The organism is Bacillus sp. VA13 (genome assembly GCF_055710085.1).
Map to the genome: position 1 here is coordinate 1,244,035 of NZ_JBVQPP010000001.1, position 22,722 is coordinate 1,266,756.

Genomic DNA, 22,722 nt, shown 5'->3' on the forward strand with positions numbered 1-22,722 from the left:
CTTTATTGTATATGATTACAGGTAGTTTGAGAAGGCAGGGGGTAAAAATGGCGAAACAGACGTTTTTAAGGGGCACTCTTATTCTTATCGCAGCGGGAATGGTTACAAGAATGCTCGGGTTTGTCAACCGGGTGGTTATCGCCCGTTTTATCGGTGAAGAAGGAGTCGGGCTTTACATGATGGCGGCGCCTACCTTCTTCTTGGCCACTACACTAACTCAATTCGGTCTGCCGGTAGCGATCAGCAAGCTTGTCGCTGAAGCCAGCGCGCGCGGAGACCATCAAAAAACAAAAAATATTTTAGTCATGTCTCTGACCATCACAGGAGTGCTCAGCCTGATTTTTACACCGCTGTTTCTGTTTTTCGCCCCGGTTATGGCTGAAACGATGCTGACAGATAAAAGAACACTGTATCCGCTCCTGGCCATTACGCCGGTTGTGCCGATTATCGCCATATCAAGTGTGCTGAGGGGATACTTTCAAGGAAAACAGAATATGAACCCGCTTGCTGTATCCCAAGTCCTTGAACAGGTCGTCCGCATTTCACTCGTCGCTGTCTGTACGACGATTTTTCTCCCTTACGGAATTGAATACGCCGCAGCGGGGGCAATGCTATCCTCAGTTGCAGGGGAGCTGGCGTCACTTCTGTATTTATTTGTTTGTTTTAAATATAAAAAGACAATTAAAATCAGAAAGCACTTTTTCCAGTCGATTAAAAACGGAAAACAAACATTTTCCCAATTAATGAGCGTGTCCCTTCCAACGACCGGGAGCCGCTTTATCGGCAACCTCTCTTGGTTTTTCGAGCCGATTGTCGTCGCTCAGAGCCTTGCCATCGCTGGTGTGGCGACAGTTGCCGCTACAAAGCAATACGGGGAGCTGACCGGCTTTGCCATGACCCTGCTGACTCTGCCCAGCTTTATTACATATTCTTTATCGACCGCGCTTGTTCCTGCGATCAGTGAAGGAATGGAGCAGAAAAAATTGCAGGTGGTGGAATACCGCTTGGAACAGGCCATGCGTCTGTGTCTGCTCAGCGGAGGCATTTCAGTTGTCATTTTATTTGTATTTGCGGATGAGCTGATGAGGGTGATGTACGGTTCCTCAGGCGCTGCTGTATTTATAAAAGTGATGGCCCCGTTTTTTCTGCTTTATTATTTCCAGGGCCCTCTTCAAGCTGTGCTGCAGGCGCTAAATTTAGCAGGGGCTGCGATGATGAACAGTTTAATCGGAGCGCTTGTCAAAACCGGCCTTATTTTTGTCCTCGCCACCAGGCCGTCTCTCGGTATTATGGGCGCGGCATTAGCCATTGTGACAGGTATGGTGCTCGTCACGCTTTTACACGCGGCAACCGTAAGCAAGGTGCTGCCGATCAGTATTAAAATCAAGGAGTACGCGCTCAGCTTCGCTGTTATTATAATTTGCGGATTCATCAGCTCCGGCATTAAACAATATGTAAGCTTTGGATCGTCCGAGGCTGTGAATGTCGCCGGATGGATTGCAATAAGTACTGCCATCTATATCATCCTCTTGCTCGCTTTCCGTTTAATTAAAAAAGATGAGCTTCGCCGCATTCCTATTATCGGACGTCTGATCGTCCGCTAAAGGTCACGTGCGGTGCCCATCTTTTTTATCTATAAATAACTCACCGTCAGTAAACGAGCAAAATGAAATATCTGAAGGGTTTGCATATCCGTGTTTTCTTAGTTTTTCAAGCAGCCACTGTTGATCTTTTTCAATCCTGGACAGGTTTTCCATTTGAATAGAGCCATCTATAATAAGCGGCATTTCGAGCTGCCGATGCTCTCCGCTGTTTTCTTTCTTTACAACAGTCAGTTTGCCTGACGGCTCTAAAATGGCAAATGACACATCAGCCACTCTGTCGATGTTATTTTCTCTGAGCTGAACCATTAAATCATCGAAATTATAACGCTGTGATTTCATGGCGTCTTCGTCAATTTTCCCATATTTAATAATAATGGTCGGCTTTCCGTCAAGAAGCTGGCGGACTTTTCGGTTTTTTAAAGAAAAGTATGCCAAAGTCACTTGGATGATCATTAATACAAGCATTGGCAAAATGGTGTGAAATAGATGATCTTCTACGTTTTCTATGGCTAAAACGGCAATTTCAGCCATCATGATAAAGACAACGAGATCTAAAATGCTAAGCTCCCCGATCTCCCGTTTGCCCATAAAACGAAAAATGACCAATATTACAAAATACAATATGATTGTGCGAAACGTAATAGTGAGAAGCTCTTCCATCATGCACCTCCAACTCACTATAGGATGCAACAAAACGAACAATTTATGTAAGGAAAAGCGATCGTATTTCATAAAGCTTTTACGTCTAATTCATGGGATAGGGGAATACATTTTTACAAAGACGAGCCATCAGCATGTCTGGCGGCTTTGTTCAAAAAGAACAGAAGCCTTTTAATACAGGCAGAGAGGAGACATTTATGGAGGAAACGAAACAAGTTGGAAAAGGCATTCTTTACGGCTTAATCGCCATTTTCTCAGCCATGCTCCTGACAAGTTTAGCCGTTTCACTTTTACTGACGGCAACCTCGCTGGAAGAGTCATCATTCAACTGGCTAATCACCGCCATCTCATTTCTTTCTTTGTTCATCGGCGGTTTCATTTCTGGCGGTAAAGGAAAGGAAAGAGGCTGGATGATCGGGGCATTGACTGCCTTAAGCTTTTCTCTGATTATTTTATTGTTTCAGTATTTAGGATTCGGAAAGACATTTACAGCGGAACAGCTGCTCTTCCATCTTGGATTTTTAGGGGTGTGCATGCTGGGCGGGGTTTTCGGCGTGAACATGAGGGGAAACAGGTCTTCCACATAAAAAAGAGCGGGCTCACCCGCTCTTTTTTGTTTGCTATGTATAGCTCCTGCTGTTATTCAGCAGCAGAAACTTCTCTGATCGCGCGGCGGTCGAACGTAAGACGTGTGTTTTCACCAGTCTTAATGACGACTTTGCTTTCGTCGATAGAGTCAACAGTACCGTGCAATCCCCCGATTGTCACTACTGAATCGCCTTTTTTCAGTTCCTCCTGCATTCGGCGTACTGCCTTTTGCTGTTTTTGCTGAGGACGAATCAGCAAGAAGTAAAGGACCGCAAACATTAAAATAATAGGAACCAATGTACCTAAAGTGCCTGTCATGATTTTCACCCCTTTCTGTAAGCCTGGTTTTCATTTTTATTTAGAAGCTTTTCGCATTTGGCTTGTTGTAGCCGTAACGCTCAAAGAACTCTTCTCGGAAATCACCCAGACGATCCTCGCGAATAGCCTGTCTTACCTGCTCCATTAAGTGTAACAGAAAATGAAGGTTATGGTAAGTTGTTAATCGAAGGCCAAATGTTTCATTGCAGCGGATCAAGTGTCTGATATACGCGCGAGTGTAGTTTTTACATGTATAGCAATCACACTCTTCATCAATCGGACGGAAGTCTCTTTCAAATTTCGCATTTTTCATATTGAGACGGCCTTCAGCTGTAAACACAGTGCCGTTTCTTGCAATCCGGGTAGGCAGCACACAGTCAAACATGTCGACCCCGCGGATCGCTCCGTCGATCAGCGCGTCCGGAGAACCAACTCCCATCAGATATCTCGGTTTATCCTTCGGCAAAAGCGGTGTTGTAAACTCGAGCACACGGTTCATGACATCCTTCGGTTCACCGACAGATAACCCGCCTATAGCATATCCCGGAAAATCAAGAGAAATCAAGTCCTTCGCGCTTTGCGTGCGCAGATCTTCATATTCTCCGCCTTGTACAATGCCAAACAGCCCTTGTTCATCCTGACGGTTGTGGGCATTCAGGCAGCGTTCTGCCCAGCGGCTTGTCCGTTCTACTGACCGCTTCATATAATCGTACTCTGCCGGATATGGCGGGCATTCGTCAAACGCCATCATAATATCAGAGCCGAGTGCGTTTTGGATCTCCATCGCTTTTTCCGGAGATAAAAACAGCTTGTCTCCATTTAGGTGATTGCGGAAATGAACGCCCTCTTCCTCTATATTACGAAACTTGCTTAAAGAAAAGACCTGAAAACCGCCTGAATCTGTTAAAATCGCGCGGTCCCAGTTCATAAATTTATGGAGCCCTCCGGCTTCTTTGACAATATCGTGACCCGGGCGGAGCCATAGGTGATAGGTGTTGCTTAAAATGATGCCCGCATCCATTGCTTTCAGCTCTTCAGGTGACATCGTTTTGACTGTCGCCAGTGTGCCGACCGGCATAAAAACTGGCGTTTCAAAGGAGCCGTGAGGGGTATGCACTTTGCCCAGCCGCGCTCCTGTTTGTTTGCATTCTTTTATAAATTCATAGCGTATTGGTTGTTCAGCCACTTTTGATGAGGCCTCCTGTTCTTAAATTATAGAATCAGCATCGCGTCTCCGAAGCTGAAGAAACGGTATTCCTCTTCCACCGCATGATTATAAGCGCGCAGAACGTTTTCTCTTCCAGCAAGCGCGCTCACCAGCATAATCAAAGACGATTTCGGCAAATGGAAGTTTGTAATCATTCCGTCAATGGCTTTAAATTCATAGCCCGGATAAATAAAAATAGATGTCCAGCCGCTTGATGCTTTAAATTGCCCGTCATGTTCCCCGGCAATCGTTTCAAGCGTGCGTGTCGATGTCGTGCCGACGGAAATGATCCGGCCGCCCTTTTCTCTCACTTTGTTTAAGGCTGCAGCCGTTTCTTCTGACATTTGATAAAACTCCGCATGCATATTATGCTCTTCAACGTCATCGGCACTCACAGGGCGAAACGTTCCAAGGCCTACGTGCAGAGTGATGAACTCAATTTGCACACCTTTGTCTTTCAATTGCTGTAAGATTTCTTCCGTGAAGTGAAGGCCTGCAGTAGGCGCGGCCGCTGAGCCGATTTCTTTAGAATACACGGTCTGGTAGCGCTCTCTGTCATCAAGCTGTTCTTTAATATATGGCGGGAGCGGCATCTCTCCAAGGGATTCCAGCACTTCGTAGAAAATACCGTCATACTGGAATTCCATTTTTCTGCCGCCATGCTCAAGCTCTTCCGTGCAGACAGCCTTCAACCTTCCGTCTCCAAATGTCACAATGGTTCCTTTTTTTACCCGTTTCGCCGGTTTGGCAAGTGTTTCCCACCTGTCACCAGCTTCCTGTTTCAGCAAAAGCAGTTCCACTTTCGCGCCAGTATCCTCTTTTGTGCCGAATAACCGCGCAGGCAGCACACGGGTATTGTTCAGCACAAGACAATCTCCTTCTTTAAAGAAGCTGATAATGTGTTTAAACGAGCTGTCAGTCAGCTCTCCTGTATGTTTATCAAGCACCATCAGCCTTGAAGCATCACGCTGCTCCAACGGCACTTGTGCAATTAAACGTTCCGGTAATTCAAAATCAAATAAATCGACTTTCATGATGATTTCACCTTTATTCTAGTCTTTTGTTATTTCATTTTGCCGAATAGATTAAGCAAAATTGATAATACCACACTTATGATGATACAAGTGACAACCGGGAAGAAAAACGTGACATTTCCTTTTTTCACAAAAATATCTCCCGGCATCTTGCCGACAAAATGCAACACTGCTCCGATGATAAGCAAAACAGCACCAAGAATCATAATGATCTTAGGGAATTCAGTCATATCGGGGAGCCTCCATTTGGAAATGATGATAAACGGCCGGTGTCACGATCCTTCCCCGCGGCGTTCTTTGGATAAATCCGATTTGCAGGAGGTACGGTTCGTACACGTCTTCAATCGTATGCGGTTCTTCGCCGATTGTGGCTGAAATGGTATCAAGACCCACCGGGCCGCCGTTAAATTTTTCGATCATGCCCATCAGCAGCTTGTGATCAATATGATCCAAACCGAGACGGTCAACCTGAAGCCGCTCAAGCGCATCCTGTGAAATCTCTTCCGTAATCCGGCTGTCACCCAGCACCTGGGCGAAGTCACGGACCCTTCTCAGCAAACGGTTCGCTACGCGGGGCGTACCTCTCGATCGCCTCGCGATTTCGAGAGCAGACGGGTTATCAATTTCAACCTCGAATACATCAGCGGTTCTTGTGACAATGTCCGCCAGCTCTTCTTGCGTATAGTACTCAAGGCGAGACATGACGCCGAAACGATCTCTTAACGGCGCCGTCAAAAGCCCTACCCTCGTCGTTGCGCCTACCAGCGTAAAAGGAGGAAGATCGAGCCGGACTGAGCGGGCAGAAGGGCCTTTGCCGATCACAATATCCAGACAAAAGTCTTCCATCGCAGGATACAGCACCTCTTCAATCGATCTATGAAGCCTATGTATTTCATCGATAAATAATACATCTCCCGGCTCCAGCGCCGTTAATATGGCAGCCAAGTCACCAGGTCTTTCAATCGCAGGTCCTGATGTCGTCCGCAATTCCACTCCCATTTCATTGGCAACGATGGAAGCAAGCGTTGTTTTCCCGAGTCCGGGCGGCCCGTACAGAAGAACATGATCAAGTGTCTCCTGTCTCATTTTTGCCGCATCTATAAACACGCGCAAATTTTCTTTCACCTTATGCTGCCCGATATACTGAGCCAAATTTTGCGGCCTCAGGCTTTGCTCTATCACTGATTCATGGTTGTCTGCTTCACTTGAGACGAGCCGTTCATCCATGAACATCACCTTACTTCAATAGTTTTTGTAATGCTTTTTTCACATATTGGTCTGTTGTGAGTCCAGTATCTTCTTTTAAGTGAGGAAGCACCTTTTTGATTTCTTTTTCAGCATATCCGAGAACCCTGAGGGCCTCTAGCGCTTCTTCGAGAGCTGTTTCTGCTGTTTGTTGTTCAAGCCTTTCTTCATGATTAAACAGATTTTCAATCATTTCAGGCACAACATCAGCGAGTTTTCCTTTTAAGTCAAGAATAATCTGGCGAGCAGTTTTCTTTCCTACACCAGGAAACTTGACCAAAAAGGCTTCATCCTCATTTTCAATCGCTTGGATTACCGCTCCCGGATCACCTGAGCCCAAGATGGCGAGTGCGCCTTTTGGACCGATTCCGGTCACGTTTAACAGTTTTGTAAAGAGCGCCTTCTCCTCTCTTGTTGAAAAACCGTAAAGCGAAAAAGCATCCTCTCTGATATGATGGTACGTAAAAATCGTTTCTTGGTTTCTCTCCTTATATATAAATGGATTCGGCGTGAAAATCTGATAGCCAATGCCGCCGTTCTCTATCACAATATATTGGGGAGATACATAATCAATCGTCCCTTTAACAAATTCAATCACGCAAATTCACCTCTTTGACTGTTCTTCATTGTACCATAAAAACAGCCAAAGTCTTATAGAAAAGTTAACATACGTTCGCTTCTCTCTCATTCTTCCACGAAAAAAAAGACATGATTACATGTCTTCAATCAGCGGACGTTACCCGCTGTATGTCTTTATGTGTTCTATGACATCCTCAAACTCCGCTTTTGTCCGAAATGGAATGCCTTTCAGCAGATTTTTTTGCATATGGCTTTCCAGCCTTTCTAAATCAATTTGAAAAAAAGACTGAATCGGTTCGGAAGCTGACTCAGGCCGACCATGAAAAGTGGAGATCACTCCATTATCCGATACACCGATATACCCATTTACCTTACTGAGCGGTGAAATATCGTCCATTTGCTTCCGGAAGAGCACATATCCCTTTTTTTGTTCGACAAGCGTCCAGCCGGCATAGGCTGCCCAAAAATCATCCATAGAAAGCACTTTTTCACGTTTATGCTCAATGCTGACATCTCCGTCCAAATACACTTTCTCAAGCTGCACATGCACTTGCAGCGGTTCATAGTGCTCCACTTCCGCCCCAAGCGCGCGGGGAGGAGCATCTATTAGAAATGCTGCGGCTGAGCAAAGAATGCCCAGCAAAAGATACGCCGTGCTGAATCGTTTCACCCTCTACACCTCTTTGCACACGTTTATGACTAGTTTGACCAAAGAGGCTACTGCTTAACCGTTTTCTCGAAATTTGTTTGCACGTTTTCTCTGACAAGCCGTTCCTCCGTATACACACCGGCGCTTTTCTCAGAAATCGTCAAGAATTGTGTCAGAAAAGCGCTGAAAAAATACAATACCGCAAAGATCCAAATGACCCCGCCTGCGCCGAGCGGTCCAATGAAAAGACTTACGATGCCCGGCGCGATAAACGCACATAAACCAGATCCCAGATTCAACACTGACATGGCAGCGCCTTTATTATCAGGTGCAAGCGTCGGCAAAAGCGCGCTTAATGGAACGTAGCCAGCCAATGCCGCACCGTAACAGCAAGCGATAATCATCAGCACCCAATACTGATGCCCGATCAACTGTGGCGTGTAATAAAGCGCCAGCGTAAAAATACCGCACCCGACACCGCCAAACCACATCACGGTATTCCGCCAGCCAAGTTTATCTCCGACTGCACCGAAAATGATATTAAACACTATATTCACAAAAAATAACGTCCCCCATATTTGCAGCCATTCCGAAACGGAATACCCGTAACGCGCTAAATAAGTAGGGAGAAAGATGGCAAATCCGAATTGTCCTATGGCATTAATCGTCTTGACCACTCCGCCGATGCCGACTTTAGGGTTTTCAAACATAATTGTAAATGCCTTCGACAGTTCTTTCCATTTCGGCTGATCTTGTTTTTGTACCGGTGTAAATTTATCTTTGTTAAAAAATAGGGCGAGGAATCCGCCTGCCGCCACAAACAGTAAAGCGCTCCAAAGCGTATTGATTTCTCCAAAGACCGGAACCGCATAGCTGGAATAGAACGGACCGAGTACGTTAAGGCCGCACGTAAACATAAACCAAAACCAGCCGACGGCTTTTCCGAGAATATGATGAGAGGTGCTGTATGACACCCACACGAGAAAAGAGTATGCAAACAGCGGATATCCTAATCCTCTAAGTGCATAGCTGCCTAAGAGAGCCGGATAATGCATATGAGGAATCGCCCAGCCGATAAAAGCGGCCGAACCGAGGATAAATGCAAGCAAGCCGACAGTCATCGTTTTTCTTGGCCCCCAAGTTTGGACAAACGTGCCTGATAGCCAAGCCGAGATGGTGACAGCAATGCCGTACATGGTAAATAACGTTGCGGATTGCTGCATGCTGAGACCATGATCAACGAGAAAAGGAGACAGCCAGCCTTGTTCGAGCCCGTCTCCAACCATAAAGATGACAACGCCAATATAACCCCAAACCATGTGAGAAGGAATTCCAATTTTATCCAAAACATTTCCTTTAGCATGTGCTGTATTCATTTTCTCCACCGCCTACTTTTTTTCTAAAGTATCAATGGAGGTTCTATACCCAAGCTTGCTGAAATGTAATCCCGTTTGGTCAAAAAGCGACTTTTTCAGTATGCTCAATACTGACAGGCATGCCAAAAGCAAGCGATTGCTGTGCCGCTCTGGCGATCCGTTCCGCCTGAAAACCGTCATTGCCGGTGCAGGCAGTTTCCCGGTTTGTTTTGATCGCTTCTGCAAACCGAAGAATCTCCTCCTCATACGCATCTTTATAACGTTCAAGGAAAAAGAAATGCGGTTTATCCTTCATCACAAAATCAGCAGTTGACACTTCAACCGTCGTCGGCCTGCTGTTGTCCGCCGCTGCAGAGCCTTTCGTCCCGAAAACCTCGACCCGCTGGTCATATCCGTACACAGCTTGGCGGCTGTTGTCAATCACAGCCATGGCACCGTTTTCAAAAGTCAGTGTAATGACAGCCGTATCAATATCGCCCAGCTCTGCAAAAGAGGGATTCACCAGAGCCGCCCCTTTTGCATACACTTCCGTCACTTCGCTTCCCACAATATACCTGGCCATATCAAAATCATGGATCGACATATCCATAAACAAGCCGCCTGAAGTACGGACATAATCTATATTCGGGGGCTCTGGGTCCCGCGACGTAATTTTTAATAAATGGGGCGTACCGATTTCACCATTTTCAACAATTGTTTTGATTTTCTTAAAATGAGGATCAAAACGGCGGTTGAATCCGACTTGGAGTGCAACCCCGTGTTTCCGGACGGCCGCAAGCGCTTCTTTTGTTTCGTCCAGAGAGAAACTGACGGGCTTCTCACAAAAAATATGCTTTTTCGCCTCGGCTGCTTCTCTTATCATCTGTGCATGTACGGCTGTCGGCGAGCAAATAAAAACAGCGTCAATATCCGGGTCATGTAATAACTCACGATAATCAGAGGTTATGTATTCAATCTGATGACTGTCGGCCCAGCTTTTTATACGGCTTACCTGAATATCAGAGACTGCTTTTATTTTCATATGAGGAATCCGGCGTATATTTTGAACATGAAGTTTGCCGATGCGCCCTGCACCGATAATCCCTGTCACAATCTGTTTTGTCATGGCTTGTTCCCCCTTGAACATTTACGAAAGCGCTTTATTTAAAATTAATACTATCCCATTTGTAAGCGCTTTTCAAGAATAGAAATGAGCGCTCTATGTCTCTTTTATCACAATTAATGCTTATAGGTAGCCTTCTTCTTCAAGACCAGATACACTAGAATTAGGCTCTTTTTCCTGAACAGTTTATGATTTTCCTATAAACAACTGCATAAAATAGAGCAAAGAAGGTGAATGAAATGCTGACAAAAGCAGAGGCACTGGCCCATTCAGTCATATACCGCAAGAACAGCAGATTTGATAAAGTCAAAGAAAAACCCGAGGAATTAACACTAATCGGCAAGGGAAGAAGCGCCTATGTGTTTGCCTTAACAGAAGGCGATCGAAAAATGGCGCTGAAAGTATTTTTTCCGGAGTATCAAGCGACAGCCGTCAAAGAAGCCGCGATCTATGAAAAATTAGCCGGGTCCGCATTCTACCCTGACATTTACGAAACTGGTGATTCATTTATTCTCATGGAATATATTAAAGGCGAAACCTTTTATAACTGTCTGAAGAAAGGCATTGTGATTAGTGATGACATGATTCAGCAGGTTGAAGAAGCACTTTCTGACGCCCGGGCAGCTGGCCTGAACCCGTCAGACATTCATTTGCGGAATCTGATTCTGACAGAAACCGGGACAGTGCGGGTGATTGATGTTGCAAGATTCGAACAGACAAAAAAGTGCACCCAGTGGGACGATTTAAAATCAGCTTATCATGCACTCTATAAAAAACCGATATTCCCCAAAAAGATTCCGGGTTTTTGGCTGGAGATCATCGCATTTTTATATAAGAAAAATTGGTTACAAAAGCATTTCGCACAACGGAAAAGAAAATATTCTTAAATCAAAAAGGCAGCCGCACAAGCGGCTGCCTTCGTCCATATATTTTTACTTTCTAAAGGCAGAAATCAGTTTCATTTGTTCAGGCGACAGCTTAATTCGATAGCCTCTCACAGTTAAGTAGACCGCTTCTGAGCCTTTCTCGCTGGAATGACAAGTCGTTTTCTCCATTTCTGTCTCCCCTCACCCTTTATTTGTTTTATTTCATCATACCACCGCTTTATTGAGGGAATTTTAAGGAAATGTAAAGATAGTATGAACCTGATATGTGGTGAAATTTAGAAAAACGCAGCGTAATCAATACGCTGCGTTTTTCTTTTTTCCTTCCTCTTCTTATTGATAATTACCGGTCATATAATGTGACAAATCGATTGTAGAAATAGTTCAATTAGCCCAAAATCCTTTTTATACATGTATTCGAAATGAAGTGAGGAGGAAGCTTAATGGCAGATTTTGTTACTAGTTTAAACGAGGTCTTATGGAGTACCCCTGTCATTTATATTTTATTGGGGATTGGATTAATCTTTTCTATTATGACCCGTTTTTTACAAGTCAGACATTTGAAAGAAATGATTGTTCTGATGTTCAAAGGAAAGAGCTCTGAAGCCGGCGTTTCTTCTTTTCAAGCATTATCGATTGCGCTGTCCGGACGAGTGGGGACAGGAAACATCGCGGGTGTGGCGACAGCAATTGCATTCGGCGGACCCGGTGCGGTGTTCTGGATGTGGGCGATTGCCTTTATCGGTGCGGCGAGCGCCTTTGTTGAGTCAACTCTTGCCCAAATTTACAAAGTGAAACAAGGCGGCCAATATCGAGGGGGTCCGGCTTATTATATTGAAAAAGGCTTAGGCATTAAGTGGTTTGCCGTCTTTTTTGCCGCTGCTGCCCTTATTGCAATGGCCCTTCTGATGCCGGGCGTACAGTCCAACTCCATTGCGGCTGGCGTCAAAAATGCATTCGGCATCTCCCCTGCCATTACAGGCTGTGTTCTCGTTTTATTATTAGGGTTTATCATTTTTGGCGGTGTCAAACGAATTGCCAGTGCCGCGCAAATGATTGTTCCGTTTATGGCCATTGGCTATATCCTGCTGTCTTTGATCATTATTGTCATGAATGTTTCTGAATTGCCTGCTGTGATCTCATTGATTTTCAAAAGCGCTTTTGCTTTAGATTCCGCTTTTGGCGGCCTGATCGGCATGGCGATTTCCTGGGGTGTCAAACGAGGCATTTACTCAAACGAAGCTGGCCAGGGAACCGGCCCGCATCCGGCGGCCGCTGCAGAAGTTTCCCACCCGGTCAAGCAGGGGCTGGTTCAGGCATTTTCTGTTTATATCGACACGTTATTTGTATGTTCCGCTACAGCTTTCATGATCTTGTTTACCGGCATGTACAATACTCAGGCTGCAGATGGTTCCTTTATCGTTCATCAACTTAAAGGCGTAGAGGCGGGGCCCGGTTTCACACAAGCGGCCATTGACAATGTTCTTCCCGGATTCGGTGCAGGCTTTGTTGCCATTGCTTTATTCTTCTTCGCATTTACAACAATTATGGCATATTACTACATCGCAGAAACAAATATCGTCTATTTAGCCCGAGGCAGAGAAAGCAAATGGGCAATGCTTGGCTTAAAACTGATTATTTTAGCCGCGACGTTCTATGGAACAGTGAAAACCGCTTCTCTTGCTTGGGCATTAGGCGATGCAGGGCTTGGCATTATGGTATGGCTGAACGTCATTGCAATTGTGCTGTTAGCCAAACCGGCGCTTCTCGCTTTAAAGGATTACGAGCGCCAAAAGAAGCAGGGCTTAGACCCGGTCTTTGATCCGAAAGCGCTGGGGATCAAAAACGCTGATTTCTGGGAGAAAGAATACACACAGGAAAATGAGCGTGTCTCTTGAATATACAAAAACCGGCCCGATATGACATCGTGCCGGTTTTTTATGAGCGATAATTGGTATATACTTCTTGAACATCATCGTCATCCTCAAGGATGTCGATCAATTTTTCCAGCTTCTCAACAGCCTGATCATCGGCATCTGCATAGGTTTTCGGAAGCATGGTCACCTCTGCCGAAGAAATTGGATATTTCGATTCGAGAGCTGTTTTTACCTTTTCAAAACGCTCGGGCTCTGTTAATACCTCATATTGGTCTTCTTCAGTCTTCAGTTCTTCTCCCCCTGCTTCCAGCACATCCAGCATGAGCTCATCTTCTTCTATTTGCCGATCTGTACGGTCGATTGCAATAAATCCCTTCCGTTCAAATAAAAAGGCTACACATCCGCTTTCTCCCAGACTTCCGCCATTTTTATTAAATGCTGTCCGCACATTTGAGGCCGTTCGGTTTTTGTTATCTGTTACACATTCAACCATCACGGCAATCCCTGATGGGCCATAGCCTTCATAGGTAATTTCCTCATAGCTGCTTCCATCTAAGCTCCCCGCAGCTTTTTTAATGGCACGGTCTATATTTTCATTCGGCATATTAGCGCCTTTTGCTTTTTCGATGACAAGACGCAATGCTGAATTTGCTTCAGGATCAGCTCCGCCTTCTTTCGCTGCCACATAGATTTCTTTCGCAAGCTTCATAAATATTTTCCCGCGCTTTGCATCCTGCGCATTTTTTCTTTTTTGTATGTTTTTCCACTTGGAATGGCCTGCCATGTTTTCACCTTCTTTTACATTTTCTATGTACACTTTAATGGGTATTGTCCGTTGATGCAATGAAAAAGGCTGCCGAACATCACTTCCGGCAGCCTTCATCCTTAGCGGGCGTTCATTTTATGAAGTCTTCTGAACAGTCCTTTATCTGTGGACACTTGGACGTCACGGTCATTCGCATAGTTGCGTGCCGCTTTTGCAACGTTTTCCCTGTCGGACTTTGTGAAATCTGTATGGCTTCTGACCGCGACGACTACTCGGTCATCTGTTACCATCACTTGTGTGTCATTGACGTTTTTCACTTGTTTCACACGGTTGGCAATTTTTGCAGCCAGTCTTCTGTTTTCTTGGTTGTTATATCCGTTGTTCGTCACGTTCCGATTCATGTTTCTGTTATTCGTGTTGTTATATGTTCCGTCAGTTGCCAAAGGAACGCGATCGTCAGCAGTAACACGGTCACGGTTATTCACATTCGTTGTGTTTCGGTTACCGCCGTTCTGGTCCTCCATTAATTCAGTAACAGGACCATCATTGTCGATTCCTTCTCCCTGTCTGTCAGCGTCATTTTCATTTGTATAATATCCGATTGGACGGGTGTTGCCGTTATTGCGTGTATCATTCATAGCATTATCGTTTGCTCCGCATGCTGTTAAGCCCGCTGTCATTAGAATCAAGCTTGCGATCGTCATTTTTTTACCCAATGGAAAAACCCCCCGTGGACGAATTGAGCATGTTTGCTCGTTTTTATCATGTGCCTCCGAGGGGAATGTTAAGCGTGTAAGTTCTGTCCATTTGACAGTGACCTGCGCCGAAACAAAAAAAGGAACGATTTACATCGTTCCGCACAATCACTCATTTTCTTCTTCCGGCCGGCCAAACATTTGGTTTACAGAAGGCTGATTCGCCATTGGCATAGAAACTCCGGCCGCATATGGATTTGGATTCGCTCCGCCGTAAGGCATATTAGGGGTACCATAAGCTCCGCCTCCAGAATAGCCAGGTGCGGAATAATATGGCTGATGATCATCATCACATCCGCAGTCGTCATGATCTTTATACGGCATGTATCCTGGGGCCGCTGGCGGCTGGTATGCACCCATCACTTGAGGAGTGCCATAATGAGGGCCATACGGCATATGTCCATACGGAGATCCATAAGCCGGAGATGCGTATTGAGGCGCTCCGTATGAACCGAAATGTCCGTGATGGCTGTTTTCATGATACTGGTTTTCATATTGACCCGGATCATACTGAGGCGATACAAAACTTGGCTGGTATCCATGTGGCTGATACATTGGATAAGCTTGTGCCGGATAGTACGGGTAGCATAATCCTGACCCTGGAAGAATTGGTGAAACAGGAACCGGACATGGCACGAAATGAGCCGGATAATGATGATAAGGCTGAACAGCCGGCATATTCGGAACTGTGTGATGAACGTTTTCTTCCTCCATACCGCCTACCTCTGGCGCCTTTGGCATATTAGGCATATTCGGATAATTTGCATTTTCCATATTACTCATAGCCTCCTGTTGTGGAAATTGATCTTGGTCTTGCATGTGATACATCTGATCCATATTTCCGTCATGATGTTTTTTCGGCTCCTCCGGTTTAGGAGGCGACCAAGGCTGGAAAAGCTGTTTCATATCATAATAATCGTTCACATCAGCTTCAGGATACACATTTTCCTGCAAATTAGGCATCGGCGGGACATACGGCACAGACTTCTTTTCTTTCGGCTTTGTGTCTTCTACGTCGACAACGGATTTAGGCTTCTCTTTCGCATATGGATGATCTTGCTTCACACTCCCGGGTGCCGGACTTTTGCCCGCTTTTGGCTCTTTTCTGACCGGGACACCTTCAGACGGCACTTTTATTTTCATTCCAGGCATGACTAAGTCTGGATTGCTGAGCTGTGTATTAAGCTTCTTCACTTCCTCAATATCGACTCCGTACTTTTCAGCTATTTTCAAGAGCGAATCGCCTTTTTGAACGATATGGATTTTCAACGTTTTCCCCTCCTATGCAAAACGTGAACAGTTCAGCTGTGTTTACAATATGTTTCTTCACAACATATGCCTGAACAAAAGAAGTTATGAGTACAGGAGGGGAAATATTTCTGATTTACGTGATCGAAAGCATTCGATTCAGGGCGAGGAGGGCATCTTGCTGAATGGCTTTTGGCACCTTGATCACGCCCGAAGGTTCTCCTTTTTCTATTTGTTCCAAAGACCACAGCAAATGCGGCAAATCGATTCGGTTCATTGTCAGACATGGGCACATGTCAGGATTAAGTGATTCGATTTGTTTATCAGGGTGATCGTGAATAATCCGCTGAACAAGATTCATTTCTGTTCCGATTGCCCACTTGCTTCCCGCCGGAGCCTGGTTGATTGTATCGATAATATATTTTGTTGATCCGCTGTCGTCACTTAGTGTCACGACTTCATGTGAACACTCCGGATGCACAATGATCCGAATGTCAGGATCATGGTCCCTCACATTTTGGATATTTTTCGCGGTGAATTTTTCGTGAACAGAGCAGTGCCCTTTCCACAAAATCACTTTCACATTCTTATGCTCAGATTCAGCTACTAATTCATCTTTTATCGGATCCCACACAGCCATATCCTCAAGCGCGATGCCCAGATCATAAGCAGTATTTCTCCCTAAATGCTGATCAGGCAAAAATAAAATTCGTTTTTTCTGTGTAAACGCCCATTTAAGCACTTTTTTCGCATTCGAAGAAGTCACAGTCGCTCCGCCATGCTTACCGACGAAAGCCTTGATCTCTGCAGTGGAGTTCACATAAGTTAAAGGTATGATCGTATCTCCAAATATATGCTGGAGTTTCTCCCACGCCCTATTGGTCTGCTGCATATCAGCCATGTCGGCCATAGAACACCCTGCTCTCATATCAGGCAGGATGACCGTTTGTTCCTCGCCTGTCAGCATATCAGCGGTTTCTGCCATAAAGTGTACGCCACAAAAAACAATATAATCCGCTTCTTTGTTTTTTTCCGCAATTTGGGCCAGCTGCAGGGAATCGCCTGTTTGGTCAGCAAATTGTATCACTTCATCTTTTTGATAATGATGGCCTGGTATAAAGAGCCTGCTGCCGTACTTTTTCTTAATGGCGGCAACACGCGTTTCCATATCCTTTCTCGACATTCCTTTGTAACCTTCAGGCATCATATCATTCGATCGTTTTATCACATCAAGAATTGACATAACGGCATTCCTCCGCAGATTCATTTGATAATGTAACATCCATGCTGATATCTAAACTTTTGACGGAATGAGTCAGAAACCCTAATGAAATATAATTCACGCCCGTCCCTTTAAAAGCAGCCAAAGATTCTAACGTAATCCCGCCCGAAGCTTCAGTTTTTATATGGTCCGGTGTGAGAGTTGCAAAATGACGGACCGTCTCAGGCGGGCAGTTGTCAAACATAATAACATCTGCGCCTGCTTCAATTGCTTCTCGCAGTTGTTCCTCCGTTTCAATTTCCACCTCGATATTTACCATATGTCCCACGGTCTGACGCGCTTTTTGGCATGCCTCTAAAATAGAGCCGCATGCTGCAATATGATTGTCTTTAATCATGACGCCGTCATACAAGCCGAATCGATGATTATACCCGCCGCCCGCTCTGACAGCGTATTTTTCCAGCATTCTCAGCCCCGGTGTTGTTTTTCTCGTGTCACAAATTTTAATCTGTTCATCATCCAGCCTACGGACTGCCTCCCTTGTCATCGTCGCAATTCCTGACAGCCTCTGAATAAGATTTAATACGACCCGCTCTCCTGACAGAAGCGCAGCCGCCGGACCGCGTAACACGGCAATCACTTCACCTTTTCGCAAAATGTCTCCATCTGTTTTGTGTAAAATGGTTTGAACATTTTCATCTAATAAAGCAAAGCCCTCTTTTATCACCGCAGCTCCTGCAAAGATACCGTCTGACTTTGCAACAATCTCCGCTTCACAGCTCTGTTCTCTAAAGATGGCCTGCGATGTTAAATCCCCCATCCCTATATCCTCAAGAAAAAAGTGATTCAGCAATTTTTTCAGCTGTAAATGATTCATTTTTCCAAATCCCCTCGTTTTTTCTAATCTTCGTTCCCTTTTTTGTATGGACAATTTGTCTTCCTTGCCAGCGCACATCAGCTTGAGGAAAATCGGTGCGGAAGTGAGCCCCTCTGCTTTCCTCCCGCAAAAGCGCAGAAGATGTCATCAGCTTTGCAGCCTGCCATAAATGAGAAAGCTCCAGCTGAGGTATTGTGATTTCCTTCACATTCATTTCCTGAAAAGGCAGCATATGAAGCCAGTTGCTCAGCTCAATCAGACTGCCTTGTTCCCGCAAGATAGACATGTGGTTTGTCATTCTGCTTTGCAATTCATACACCTCTGTATTCGGCACCTTGTAGATTACGCTGGTTTCTGATGATGATTGATATTGCCTGTTATAAACCGGTTTTTGCATAATATGCTCTGCTGCTCTTTTTCCAAACACCAGTGCCTCCAACAAGGAATTGCTCGCAAGCCGATTGGCTCCATGTAAACCGGTACATGCAGTCTCTCCAATCGCATAAAGCCCCGGTACTGTCGTTTCCCCCCAGCAACTAACTGAAACACCTCCCATTAAGAAATGCATTCCCGGTGCCACAGGGATTTTTCCGCTTTGGATATCAACCCCTGCTTTTTCACAAATAGCGGTGATGGTAGGGAAACGTGCTTCGAAATCAGAAATCGCACTGCAGTCAATGTAAACGCGGTTTCCTTTTGCCATTTCTTCATGAATAACCCGTGAGACGATGTCCCTTGGAGCCAAGTCACCTAAAGGATGTCGTTCAGCCATAACCCGGCGGCCATTTTCGTCAACTAAACATCCGCCTTCCCCTCTGACAGCCTCTGAAACAAGCCCGTAGGAAACACCATTTTTTACAAGCAGTGTCGGGTGAAACTGGGTAAACTCTAAATCAGTTAATTCCGCTCCGGCCCGGTAAGCTAAAGAAAGGCCGTCACCTGTGACAGATGAATCGTTCGTATGGTGAAGAAACAGACTCCCGCATCCGCCAGCCGCCAGCACAACTTCATCCGCATGTCTTACCTTGATCTGCCCCTGGCTGTCTTTTGTCATGACGCCGATACAGCGTCCATTCTCAACAAGCAAATCTGCTGCTGTTTCATGCTCGATTAACTCGATGTTGCTGTCGATCTGTTTCAGCAAATAATCAACAAGCAGTCTGCCTGTTGCGTCTCCGCCTGCATGAAAAATACGGTTGTATGAGTGGGCTCCTTCTCTGCCAAGACAAACATCGCCTTGCTCATTGCGGTCGAATGGAAATTCACTCTCCAATAGGCTTTGAATCATGATTTTTCCATCATGTAAAACGTCTGCTGTAATAGCTAGATCATTATGTCCGCATCCTGCATATAACGTATCCTCCAGATGGGCTTCAATCGAGTCACCTTTTGCATAAGCCGCAGCAATGCCGCCTTGCGCGTAGACAGAGTTGCTATTTTTGACGCTTTTTTTAGTGATGACAGTCACTTCATATGAGGGCGGGAAAGCTGACGCTAAAGAAAGTGCCGCCGCCCCTGAACCGATGACTGCAATCGTCTTTTTAGACATATGCCACCCTCCTGTTGTTTACACCTGTCTTGACACCTATATTTACACAAGGATAAAATAAACTCAAGAGTTTTTTATGGAGAACGGATGGAGGAAGACCGGATGATTTATTTAGACTTTGCAGCGACAACGCCTATTTGTGAGGAAGCCCTTAACGTATATCAGAAACTCAGCATGGATATGTACGGAAATGCCAGCAGCCTGCATGATGCGGGAGGAAAAGCAAAGCACATACTGGAGTACTGCCGTGAAAAAATCGCCAATATCATTGGCGGAGAAGCAAGCGGCATCTATTTTACAAGCGGCGGCACTGAATCCAATTTTCTGGCCATTCAATCATTGCTAAACGGCCTGCCAAAAGCAAAAAGACATTTCATTACGACTGCCATGGAGCATCAGTCCATTCATAGCTGTGCTGCTTTTCTAGAACAGCATGGATTTGATGTAACAATCATTGAACCGGATGAATACGGGCTTATTACCGAGGAAATATTGGCAGCTCATATCCGGCCGGAAACAGGCCTGGTATCTATTCAGCATGCCAATTCTGAAACCGGGATCATTCAGCCCATTCAACGTCTGTCTTCATACCTCCACAATAGGGGTATTCTTCTTCATAGCGACGCTGTTCAAACGTTTGGAAAAATCCCAATCGATACAGAAGAATTGGGGGTGGATGCACTCTCTTTGTCCAGCCATAAAGTCCACGGTCCTAAAGGGGTGGGTGCGGTCTATATTCGGCCAAATGTCCCTTGGAAACCCGTTTATCCTCTCATCACTCACGAACATGGATTCAGAGCCGGCACCGTGAATGTCCCCGGAATCGGAGCCTTCACTGCTGCTGCGGAGCTAATAATAAGCGAAATGGAAAAACAGATATCCCGCAATGAGGCGTTAAGAACATACTTTCTAGACCAAATCCGCATCCGGTCTCTCCCTGTAACTCTTGCGGCAGACACTTCACAAGCAGAATGTCTTCCGCATATTATAGGGTGTTTTTTTCACTCATTTGAAGGACAATATGTTATGTTAGAATGTAATCGGAGTAATATTTGCATTTCAACGGGCAGCGCTTGTTCTGCCGGTTATCACGGTCCGTCTACAACGATGAAAGCATTAAGAAAAACAGAACAAGAAGCCCTCCAATTTATCCGCATCTCTTTTGGAAGGCATACAACGGCTGAACAGCTGGATAAGTTATTACATACGTTTACAGCGCTTTGGGAACAAAAGAAAGGAGAATTCGATATTGACCGAAGAATTAAAGCTTATGGGCGCCAACAGGCGTGACCAGCTTCTTCTGTGGCTGAAGGAATCCACATCACCGCTGACAGGAGGAGAACTCGCAAAAAAAGCGAACGTTTCAAGACAGGTTATTGTACAGGATATATCGCTCTTGAAAGCGAAAAATGAACCGATTATCGCCACAAGCCAAGGATATGTATACATGGATGCAGCAGCTCAGCAGCACCAGCAGGCCGAAAGAATCATCGCTTGTCTGCACGGTCCTGAACGGACAGAAGAGGAACTGCAGCTCATCGTGGACGAAGGTGTTACAGTAAAAGACGTAAAAATCGAACATCCCGTATACGGAGATTTAACTGCTGCCATCCAAGTAGGCACCCGGAAGGAAGTTAGCAATTTCATTAAAAAAATCAATTCTACGAATGCAGCCTATTTATCACAGCTGACTGACGGCGTGCATCTCCATACACTGACAGCACCCGATGAACACCGCATCGACCAAGCCTGCCTAGCACTCGAGGAAGCAGGTATTTTAATTAAAGACTAAAAAAAGCCCTTAAAGGGGCTTTTTTTATAATTGGTAGGACTGATATGCACCAAGAAGTTTCACTTTGCAGCCGAGTGCTTCGAGCTCCTGCATGGCACCTGGAATCAACACCTCATCAAACGCTTTCTCAATATCAATAATAAAGAAATAATGGCCTAATCCGGTTTTAGTCGGACGTGACTCAATTTTTGACAAGTTTAAGTTTCTCCAAGAAAAAGCAGACAGCACTCTGTGCAAAGCCCCTGATTCATCCTGCGGAAGCATTACCATCAGGGTCGTTTTGGGCCTTGAACTCAATTTTGAATTGACTTCAAATGATATGTTTTCATCAGGAGACAGGATAACAAATCTCGTATGATTATCCCTATAATCCTGTATATCTCGTTTCACAATTTTTAATTCGTATGTAGAAGCTGCCATGTCATTGGCAATGACCCCGATATTCAGCTCGGGATGGTCACTGACAAATTTTGCTGCCGCCCCGGTTGAATTGGCGTATTCATATGGAACGGAAGGAAATTGTCGATGGAGAAATTTATGGCATTGCGCAATCGCGTGTGAGTGCGAGTAAATTTTGTCGAGCTCTTTCCATGCATTCTCTCTGGAAGGATGGACAAGCAAGTGCTGATGAATCGGCAATGTCATTTCACCCACAATTGGCAAGGGCTGTTCATGTATTAAATAGTCAATCGTTAAATTTACTGATCCTTCTAATGCATTCTCTAAAGGAACAAAAGCAAAATCAACTTCGCCTGCAACTGCCGCATCTATACACTCCGGTATGGTTCGGTAAGCAACATGTTCGGCGCCGTTTTGAAAACAAGAACTGACTGCTAGATGTGTGAATGTAGCTGCTGGACCTAAGTAACCGACTTTCATGACGATATTCTCTCCCTTATGCACCTGAACCTAATATTTCAACCTTTTCAACAAAATCAAACTTCCTGAGCTTATTCATTAACGTATGAATGTCCTCTTCCATGGCAGACGTACTGATAGACAGTGTCACATTTGCTCTGCCCTGAAGCGGAATCGTCTGGTGAATGGAAAGAACGTTGCTTCCAGAATCCGCTACAGCCTGCAGGAGCTGAGATAACGCACCTGACCTATCCTCCAAATGAAAGAAAAGTGTGATAATTTGTTCTTTAACCATAGTGTAGAATGGAAAAACAGCATCTCTGTATTTATAAAACGCACTTCTGCTTAAATCGACCTTTTGAACGGCATCTGCCACTGAATCTGCTTTTTTTCGATCAAGCAGCTTTTTGACTTCCAATGTTTTTCTCATCGCATCGGGCAATACATCTTCACGGACAAGATAAAATGTCTCCTCTTTCATTTGCATCCCCCCTTTAAAATAGAGAGCCTGACATCCAGGCTCTCCTTTCTG

At 45.1% G+C, this 22,722-nt stretch carries 25 protein-coding genes; 6 read left to right on the forward strand and 19 right to left on the reverse strand.

The annotated features are described in order from the left end of the window. Window positions 1-47 precede the first annotated feature (47 nt). On the forward strand, window positions 48-1,604 hold the full coding sequence (gene spoVB / locus AC0C66_RS06490; RefSeq protein WP_072183428.1) for a stage V sporulation protein B: 1,557 nt from the start codon (window positions 48-50) through the stop codon (window positions 1,602-1,604). A gap of 3 nt (window positions 1,605-1,607) precedes the next feature. Here the strand turns inward: spoVB and AC0C66_RS06495 are convergent, their stop codons facing one another. Next, the gene (locus AC0C66_RS06495) at window positions 1,608-2,264 is read right to left on the reverse strand and encodes a DUF421 domain-containing protein (protein ID WP_014114625.1); all 657 of its coding nucleotides are present in this window, start codon (window positions 2,262-2,264) and stop codon (window positions 1,608-1,610) included. A gap of 197 nt (window positions 2,265-2,461) precedes the next feature. Between AC0C66_RS06495 and AC0C66_RS06500 the strand changes: the two genes are divergently transcribed. Then, a complete protein-coding gene (locus AC0C66_RS06500; protein WP_041521187.1) occupies window positions 2,462-2,851 on the forward strand; it encodes a TIGR04086 family membrane protein in 390 nt (129 codons plus the stop codon). 52 nt (window positions 2,852-2,903) lie between these two features. On the opposite strand, the gene yajC is transcribed toward AC0C66_RS06500, so the two are convergent. The 9 genes from yajC to iolG all read right to left on the reverse strand — a co-directional run bounded on the left by yajC (window position 2,904) and on the right by iolG (window position 10,365). Beyond that, window positions 2,904-3,170 carry a preprotein translocase subunit YajC gene (gene yajC / locus AC0C66_RS06505; RefSeq protein WP_003222677.1) on the reverse strand — a complete coding sequence of 89 codons (267 nt, stop codon included), beginning with the start codon at window positions 3,168-3,170 and terminating at the stop codon, window positions 2,904-2,906. 40 nt (window positions 3,171-3,210) lie between these two features. After that, window positions 3,211-4,356, reverse strand: coding sequence for a tRNA guanosine(34) transglycosylase Tgt (gene tgt, locus AC0C66_RS06510; protein WP_003237529.1), 1,146 nt, complete (start codon window positions 4,354-4,356; stop codon window positions 3,211-3,213). A gap of 26 nt (window positions 4,357-4,382) precedes the next feature. Continuing rightward, window positions 4,383-5,411, reverse strand: a complete 1,029-nt coding sequence (queA, locus tag AC0C66_RS06515) for a tRNA preQ1(34) S-adenosylmethionine ribosyltransferase-isomerase QueA (protein ID WP_088679377.1) — start codon at window positions 5,409-5,411, stop codon at window positions 4,383-4,385. A gap of 29 nt (window positions 5,412-5,440) precedes the next feature. Then, window positions 5,441-5,641 (reverse strand): DUF2905 domain-containing protein, encoded by a 201-nt coding sequence (locus AC0C66_RS06520; RefSeq protein ID WP_072183426.1) that lies wholly within the window; start codon window positions 5,639-5,641, stop codon window positions 5,441-5,443. Then, window positions 5,634-6,638 carry a Holliday junction branch migration DNA helicase RuvB gene (gene ruvB, locus AC0C66_RS06525; protein ID WP_072183425.1) on the reverse strand — a complete coding sequence of 335 codons (1,005 nt, stop codon included), beginning with the start codon at window positions 6,636-6,638 and terminating at the stop codon, window positions 5,634-5,636. The genes AC0C66_RS06520 and ruvB overlap by 8 nt, the downstream gene beginning before the upstream one ends. A 10-nt stretch (window positions 6,639-6,648) precedes the next feature. Next, window positions 6,649-7,254, reverse strand: coding sequence for a Holliday junction branch migration protein RuvA (gene ruvA / locus AC0C66_RS06530; RefSeq protein ID WP_072183424.1), 606 nt, complete (start codon window positions 7,252-7,254; stop codon window positions 6,649-6,651). A 138-nt stretch (window positions 7,255-7,392) separates the two neighbouring features. Further along, window positions 7,393-7,905 (reverse strand): sporulation cell-cell signaling protein BofC, encoded by a 513-nt coding sequence (bofC, locus tag AC0C66_RS06535; protein ID WP_014114631.1) that lies wholly within the window; start codon window positions 7,903-7,905, stop codon window positions 7,393-7,395. Between the two features lie 47 nt (window positions 7,906-7,952). Further along, entirely contained in the window at window positions 7,953-9,260 is a 1,308-nt protein-coding gene (locus tag AC0C66_RS06540; protein WP_072183423.1) for an MFS transporter, read from the reverse strand. Between the two features lie 79 nt (window positions 9,261-9,339). Further along, entirely contained in the window at window positions 9,340-10,365 is a 1,026-nt protein-coding gene (gene iolG, locus AC0C66_RS06545; RefSeq protein ID WP_014114633.1) for an inositol 2-dehydrogenase, read from the reverse strand. Window positions 10,366-10,601: 236 nt separating this feature from the next. Between iolG and AC0C66_RS06550 the strand changes: the two genes are divergently transcribed. Then, window positions 10,602-11,249 carry a phosphotransferase gene (locus AC0C66_RS06550; protein WP_061186680.1) on the forward strand — a complete coding sequence of 216 codons (648 nt, stop codon included), beginning with the start codon at window positions 10,602-10,604 and terminating at the stop codon, window positions 11,247-11,249. Between the two features lie 45 nt (window positions 11,250-11,294). Here AC0C66_RS06550 and AC0C66_RS06555 read toward each other — a convergent pair whose 3' ends face one another. Beyond that, a complete protein-coding gene (locus AC0C66_RS06555) occupies window positions 11,295-11,417 on the reverse strand; it encodes a hypothetical protein (RefSeq protein ID WP_014114635.1) in 123 nt (40 codons plus the stop codon). A gap of 272 nt (window positions 11,418-11,689) precedes the next feature. On the opposite strand from AC0C66_RS06555, the gene AC0C66_RS06560 reads away from it, so the two are divergent. Beyond that, complete coding sequence (locus tag AC0C66_RS06560; RefSeq protein WP_014114636.1) at window positions 11,690-13,144, forward strand: alanine/glycine:cation symporter family protein; 1,455 nt, start codon at window positions 11,690-11,692, stop codon at window positions 13,142-13,144. A gap of 40 nt (window positions 13,145-13,184) precedes the next feature. Here AC0C66_RS06560 and AC0C66_RS06565 read toward each other — a convergent pair whose 3' ends face one another. The 6 genes from AC0C66_RS06565 to nadB all read right to left on the reverse strand — a co-directional run bounded on the left by AC0C66_RS06565 (window position 13,185) and on the right by nadB (window position 19,540). Continuing rightward, window positions 13,185-13,907, reverse strand: a complete 723-nt coding sequence (locus AC0C66_RS06565) for a YebC/PmpR family DNA-binding transcriptional regulator (protein ID WP_072183433.1) — start codon at window positions 13,905-13,907, stop codon at window positions 13,185-13,187. Window positions 13,908-14,008: 101 nt separating this feature from the next. Continuing rightward, window positions 14,009-14,605 (reverse strand): YhcN/YlaJ family sporulation lipoprotein, encoded by a 597-nt coding sequence (locus tag AC0C66_RS06570; protein ID WP_041521024.1) that lies wholly within the window; start codon window positions 14,603-14,605, stop codon window positions 14,009-14,011. A gap of 147 nt (window positions 14,606-14,752) precedes the next feature. Beyond that, a complete protein-coding gene (safA, locus tag AC0C66_RS06575) occupies window positions 14,753-15,913 on the reverse strand; it encodes a spore coat assembly protein SafA (RefSeq protein WP_087986778.1) in 1,161 nt (386 codons plus the stop codon). A gap of 115 nt (window positions 15,914-16,028) precedes the next feature. After that, entirely contained in the window at window positions 16,029-17,135 is a 1,107-nt protein-coding gene (gene nadA, locus AC0C66_RS06580; RefSeq protein WP_461845633.1) for a quinolinate synthase NadA, read from the reverse strand. Further along, complete coding sequence (gene nadC / locus AC0C66_RS06585; RefSeq protein ID WP_041521025.1) at window positions 17,122-17,991, reverse strand: carboxylating nicotinate-nucleotide diphosphorylase; 870 nt, start codon at window positions 17,989-17,991, stop codon at window positions 17,122-17,124. The genes nadA and nadC overlap by 14 nt, the downstream gene beginning before the upstream one ends. After that, window positions 17,945-19,540, reverse strand: a complete 1,596-nt coding sequence (nadB, locus tag AC0C66_RS06590) for an L-aspartate oxidase (RefSeq protein ID WP_461845634.1) — start codon at window positions 19,538-19,540, stop codon at window positions 17,945-17,947. Before nadB ends, nadC begins: the two co-directional genes overlap by 47 nt. Before the next feature lie 102 nt (window positions 19,541-19,642). Between nadB and AC0C66_RS06595 the strand changes: the two genes are divergently transcribed. Then, window positions 19,643-20,830, forward strand: a complete 1,188-nt coding sequence (locus AC0C66_RS06595; protein WP_072183418.1) for an IscS subfamily cysteine desulfurase — start codon at window positions 19,643-19,645, stop codon at window positions 20,828-20,830. After that, window positions 20,790-21,332, forward strand: coding sequence for a transcription repressor NadR (locus AC0C66_RS06600; RefSeq protein ID WP_014114644.1), 543 nt, complete (start codon window positions 20,790-20,792; stop codon window positions 21,330-21,332). The genes AC0C66_RS06595 and AC0C66_RS06600 overlap by 41 nt, the downstream gene beginning before the upstream one ends. 24 nt (window positions 21,333-21,356) lie before the next feature. Here AC0C66_RS06600 and pheA read toward each other — a convergent pair whose 3' ends face one another. Next, window positions 21,357-22,211 (reverse strand): prephenate dehydratase, encoded by an 855-nt coding sequence (pheA, locus tag AC0C66_RS06605; protein WP_061186687.1) that lies wholly within the window; start codon window positions 22,209-22,211, stop codon window positions 21,357-21,359. Between the two features lie 16 nt (window positions 22,212-22,227). Next, the gene (thrR, locus tag AC0C66_RS06610) at window positions 22,228-22,671 is read right to left on the reverse strand and encodes a transcriptional regulator ThrR (RefSeq protein WP_003222630.1); all 444 of its coding nucleotides are present in this window, start codon (window positions 22,669-22,671) and stop codon (window positions 22,228-22,230) included. Between the last annotated feature and the right edge of the window lie 51 nt (window positions 22,672-22,722).

What these genes read in the sequence shown, in the direction of transcription:
- ruvB (WP_072183425.1), bottom strand. Translation starts at nt 6,638, where the DNA reads ATGGATGAACGGCTCGTCTCAAGTGAAGCAGACAACCATGAATCAGTG.
- iolG (WP_014114633.1), bottom strand. Translation starts at nt 10,365, where the DNA reads ATGACAAAACAGATTGTGACAGGGATTATCGGTGCAGGGCGCATCGGC.
- AC0C66_RS06520 (WP_072183426.1), bottom strand. Translation starts at nt 5,641, where the DNA reads ATGACTGAATTCCCTAAGATCATTATGATTCTTGGTGCTGTTTTGCTT.
- AC0C66_RS06500 (WP_041521187.1), top strand. Translation starts at nt 2,462, where the DNA reads ATGGAGGAAACGAAACAAGTTGGAAAAGGCATTCTTTACGGCTTAATC.
- AC0C66_RS06540 (WP_072183423.1), bottom strand. Translation starts at nt 9,260, where the DNA reads ATGAATACAGCACATGCTAAAGGAAATGTTTTGGATAAAATTGGAATT.
- AC0C66_RS06595 (WP_072183418.1), top strand. Translation starts at nt 19,643, where the DNA reads ATGATTTATTTAGACTTTGCAGCGACAACGCCTATTTGTGAGGAAGCC.
- queA (WP_088679377.1), bottom strand. Translation starts at nt 5,411, where the DNA reads ATGAAAGTCGATTTATTTGATTTTGAATTACCGGAACGTTTAATTGCA.
- AC0C66_RS06565 (WP_072183433.1), bottom strand. Translation starts at nt 13,907, where the DNA reads ATGGCAGGCCATTCCAAGTGGAAAAACATACAAAAAAGAAAAAATGCG.
- pheA (WP_061186687.1), bottom strand. Translation starts at nt 22,211, where the DNA reads ATGAAAGTCGGTTACTTAGGTCCAGCAGCTACATTCACACATCTAGCA.
- nadB (WP_461845634.1), bottom strand. Translation starts at nt 19,540, where the DNA reads ATGTCTAAAAAGACGATTGCAGTCATCGGTTCAGGGGCGGCGGCACTT.
- spoVB (WP_072183428.1), top strand. Translation starts at nt 48, where the DNA reads ATGGCGAAACAGACGTTTTTAAGGGGCACTCTTATTCTTATCGCAGCG.
- thrR (WP_003222630.1), bottom strand. Translation starts at nt 22,671, where the DNA reads ATGAAAGAGGAGACATTTTATCTTGTCCGTGAAGATGTATTGCCCGAT.
- yajC (WP_003222677.1), bottom strand. Translation starts at nt 3,170, where the DNA reads ATGACAGGCACTTTAGGTACATTGGTTCCTATTATTTTAATGTTTGCG.
- AC0C66_RS06550 (WP_061186680.1), top strand. Translation starts at nt 10,602, where the DNA reads ATGCTGACAAAAGCAGAGGCACTGGCCCATTCAGTCATATACCGCAAG.
- AC0C66_RS06560 (WP_014114636.1), top strand. Translation starts at nt 11,690, where the DNA reads ATGGCAGATTTTGTTACTAGTTTAAACGAGGTCTTATGGAGTACCCCT.
- nadC (WP_041521025.1), bottom strand. Translation starts at nt 17,991, where the DNA reads ATGAATCATTTACAGCTGAAAAAATTGCTGAATCACTTTTTTCTTGAG.
- AC0C66_RS06495 (WP_014114625.1), bottom strand. Translation starts at nt 2,264, where the DNA reads ATGGAAGAGCTTCTCACTATTACGTTTCGCACAATCATATTGTATTTT.
- AC0C66_RS06555 (WP_014114635.1), bottom strand. Translation starts at nt 11,417, where the DNA reads ATGGAGAAAACGACTTGTCATTCCAGCGAGAAAGGCTCAGAAGCGGTC.
- nadA (WP_461845633.1), bottom strand. Translation starts at nt 17,135, where the DNA reads ATGTCAATTCTTGATGTGATAAAACGATCGAATGATATGATGCCTGAA.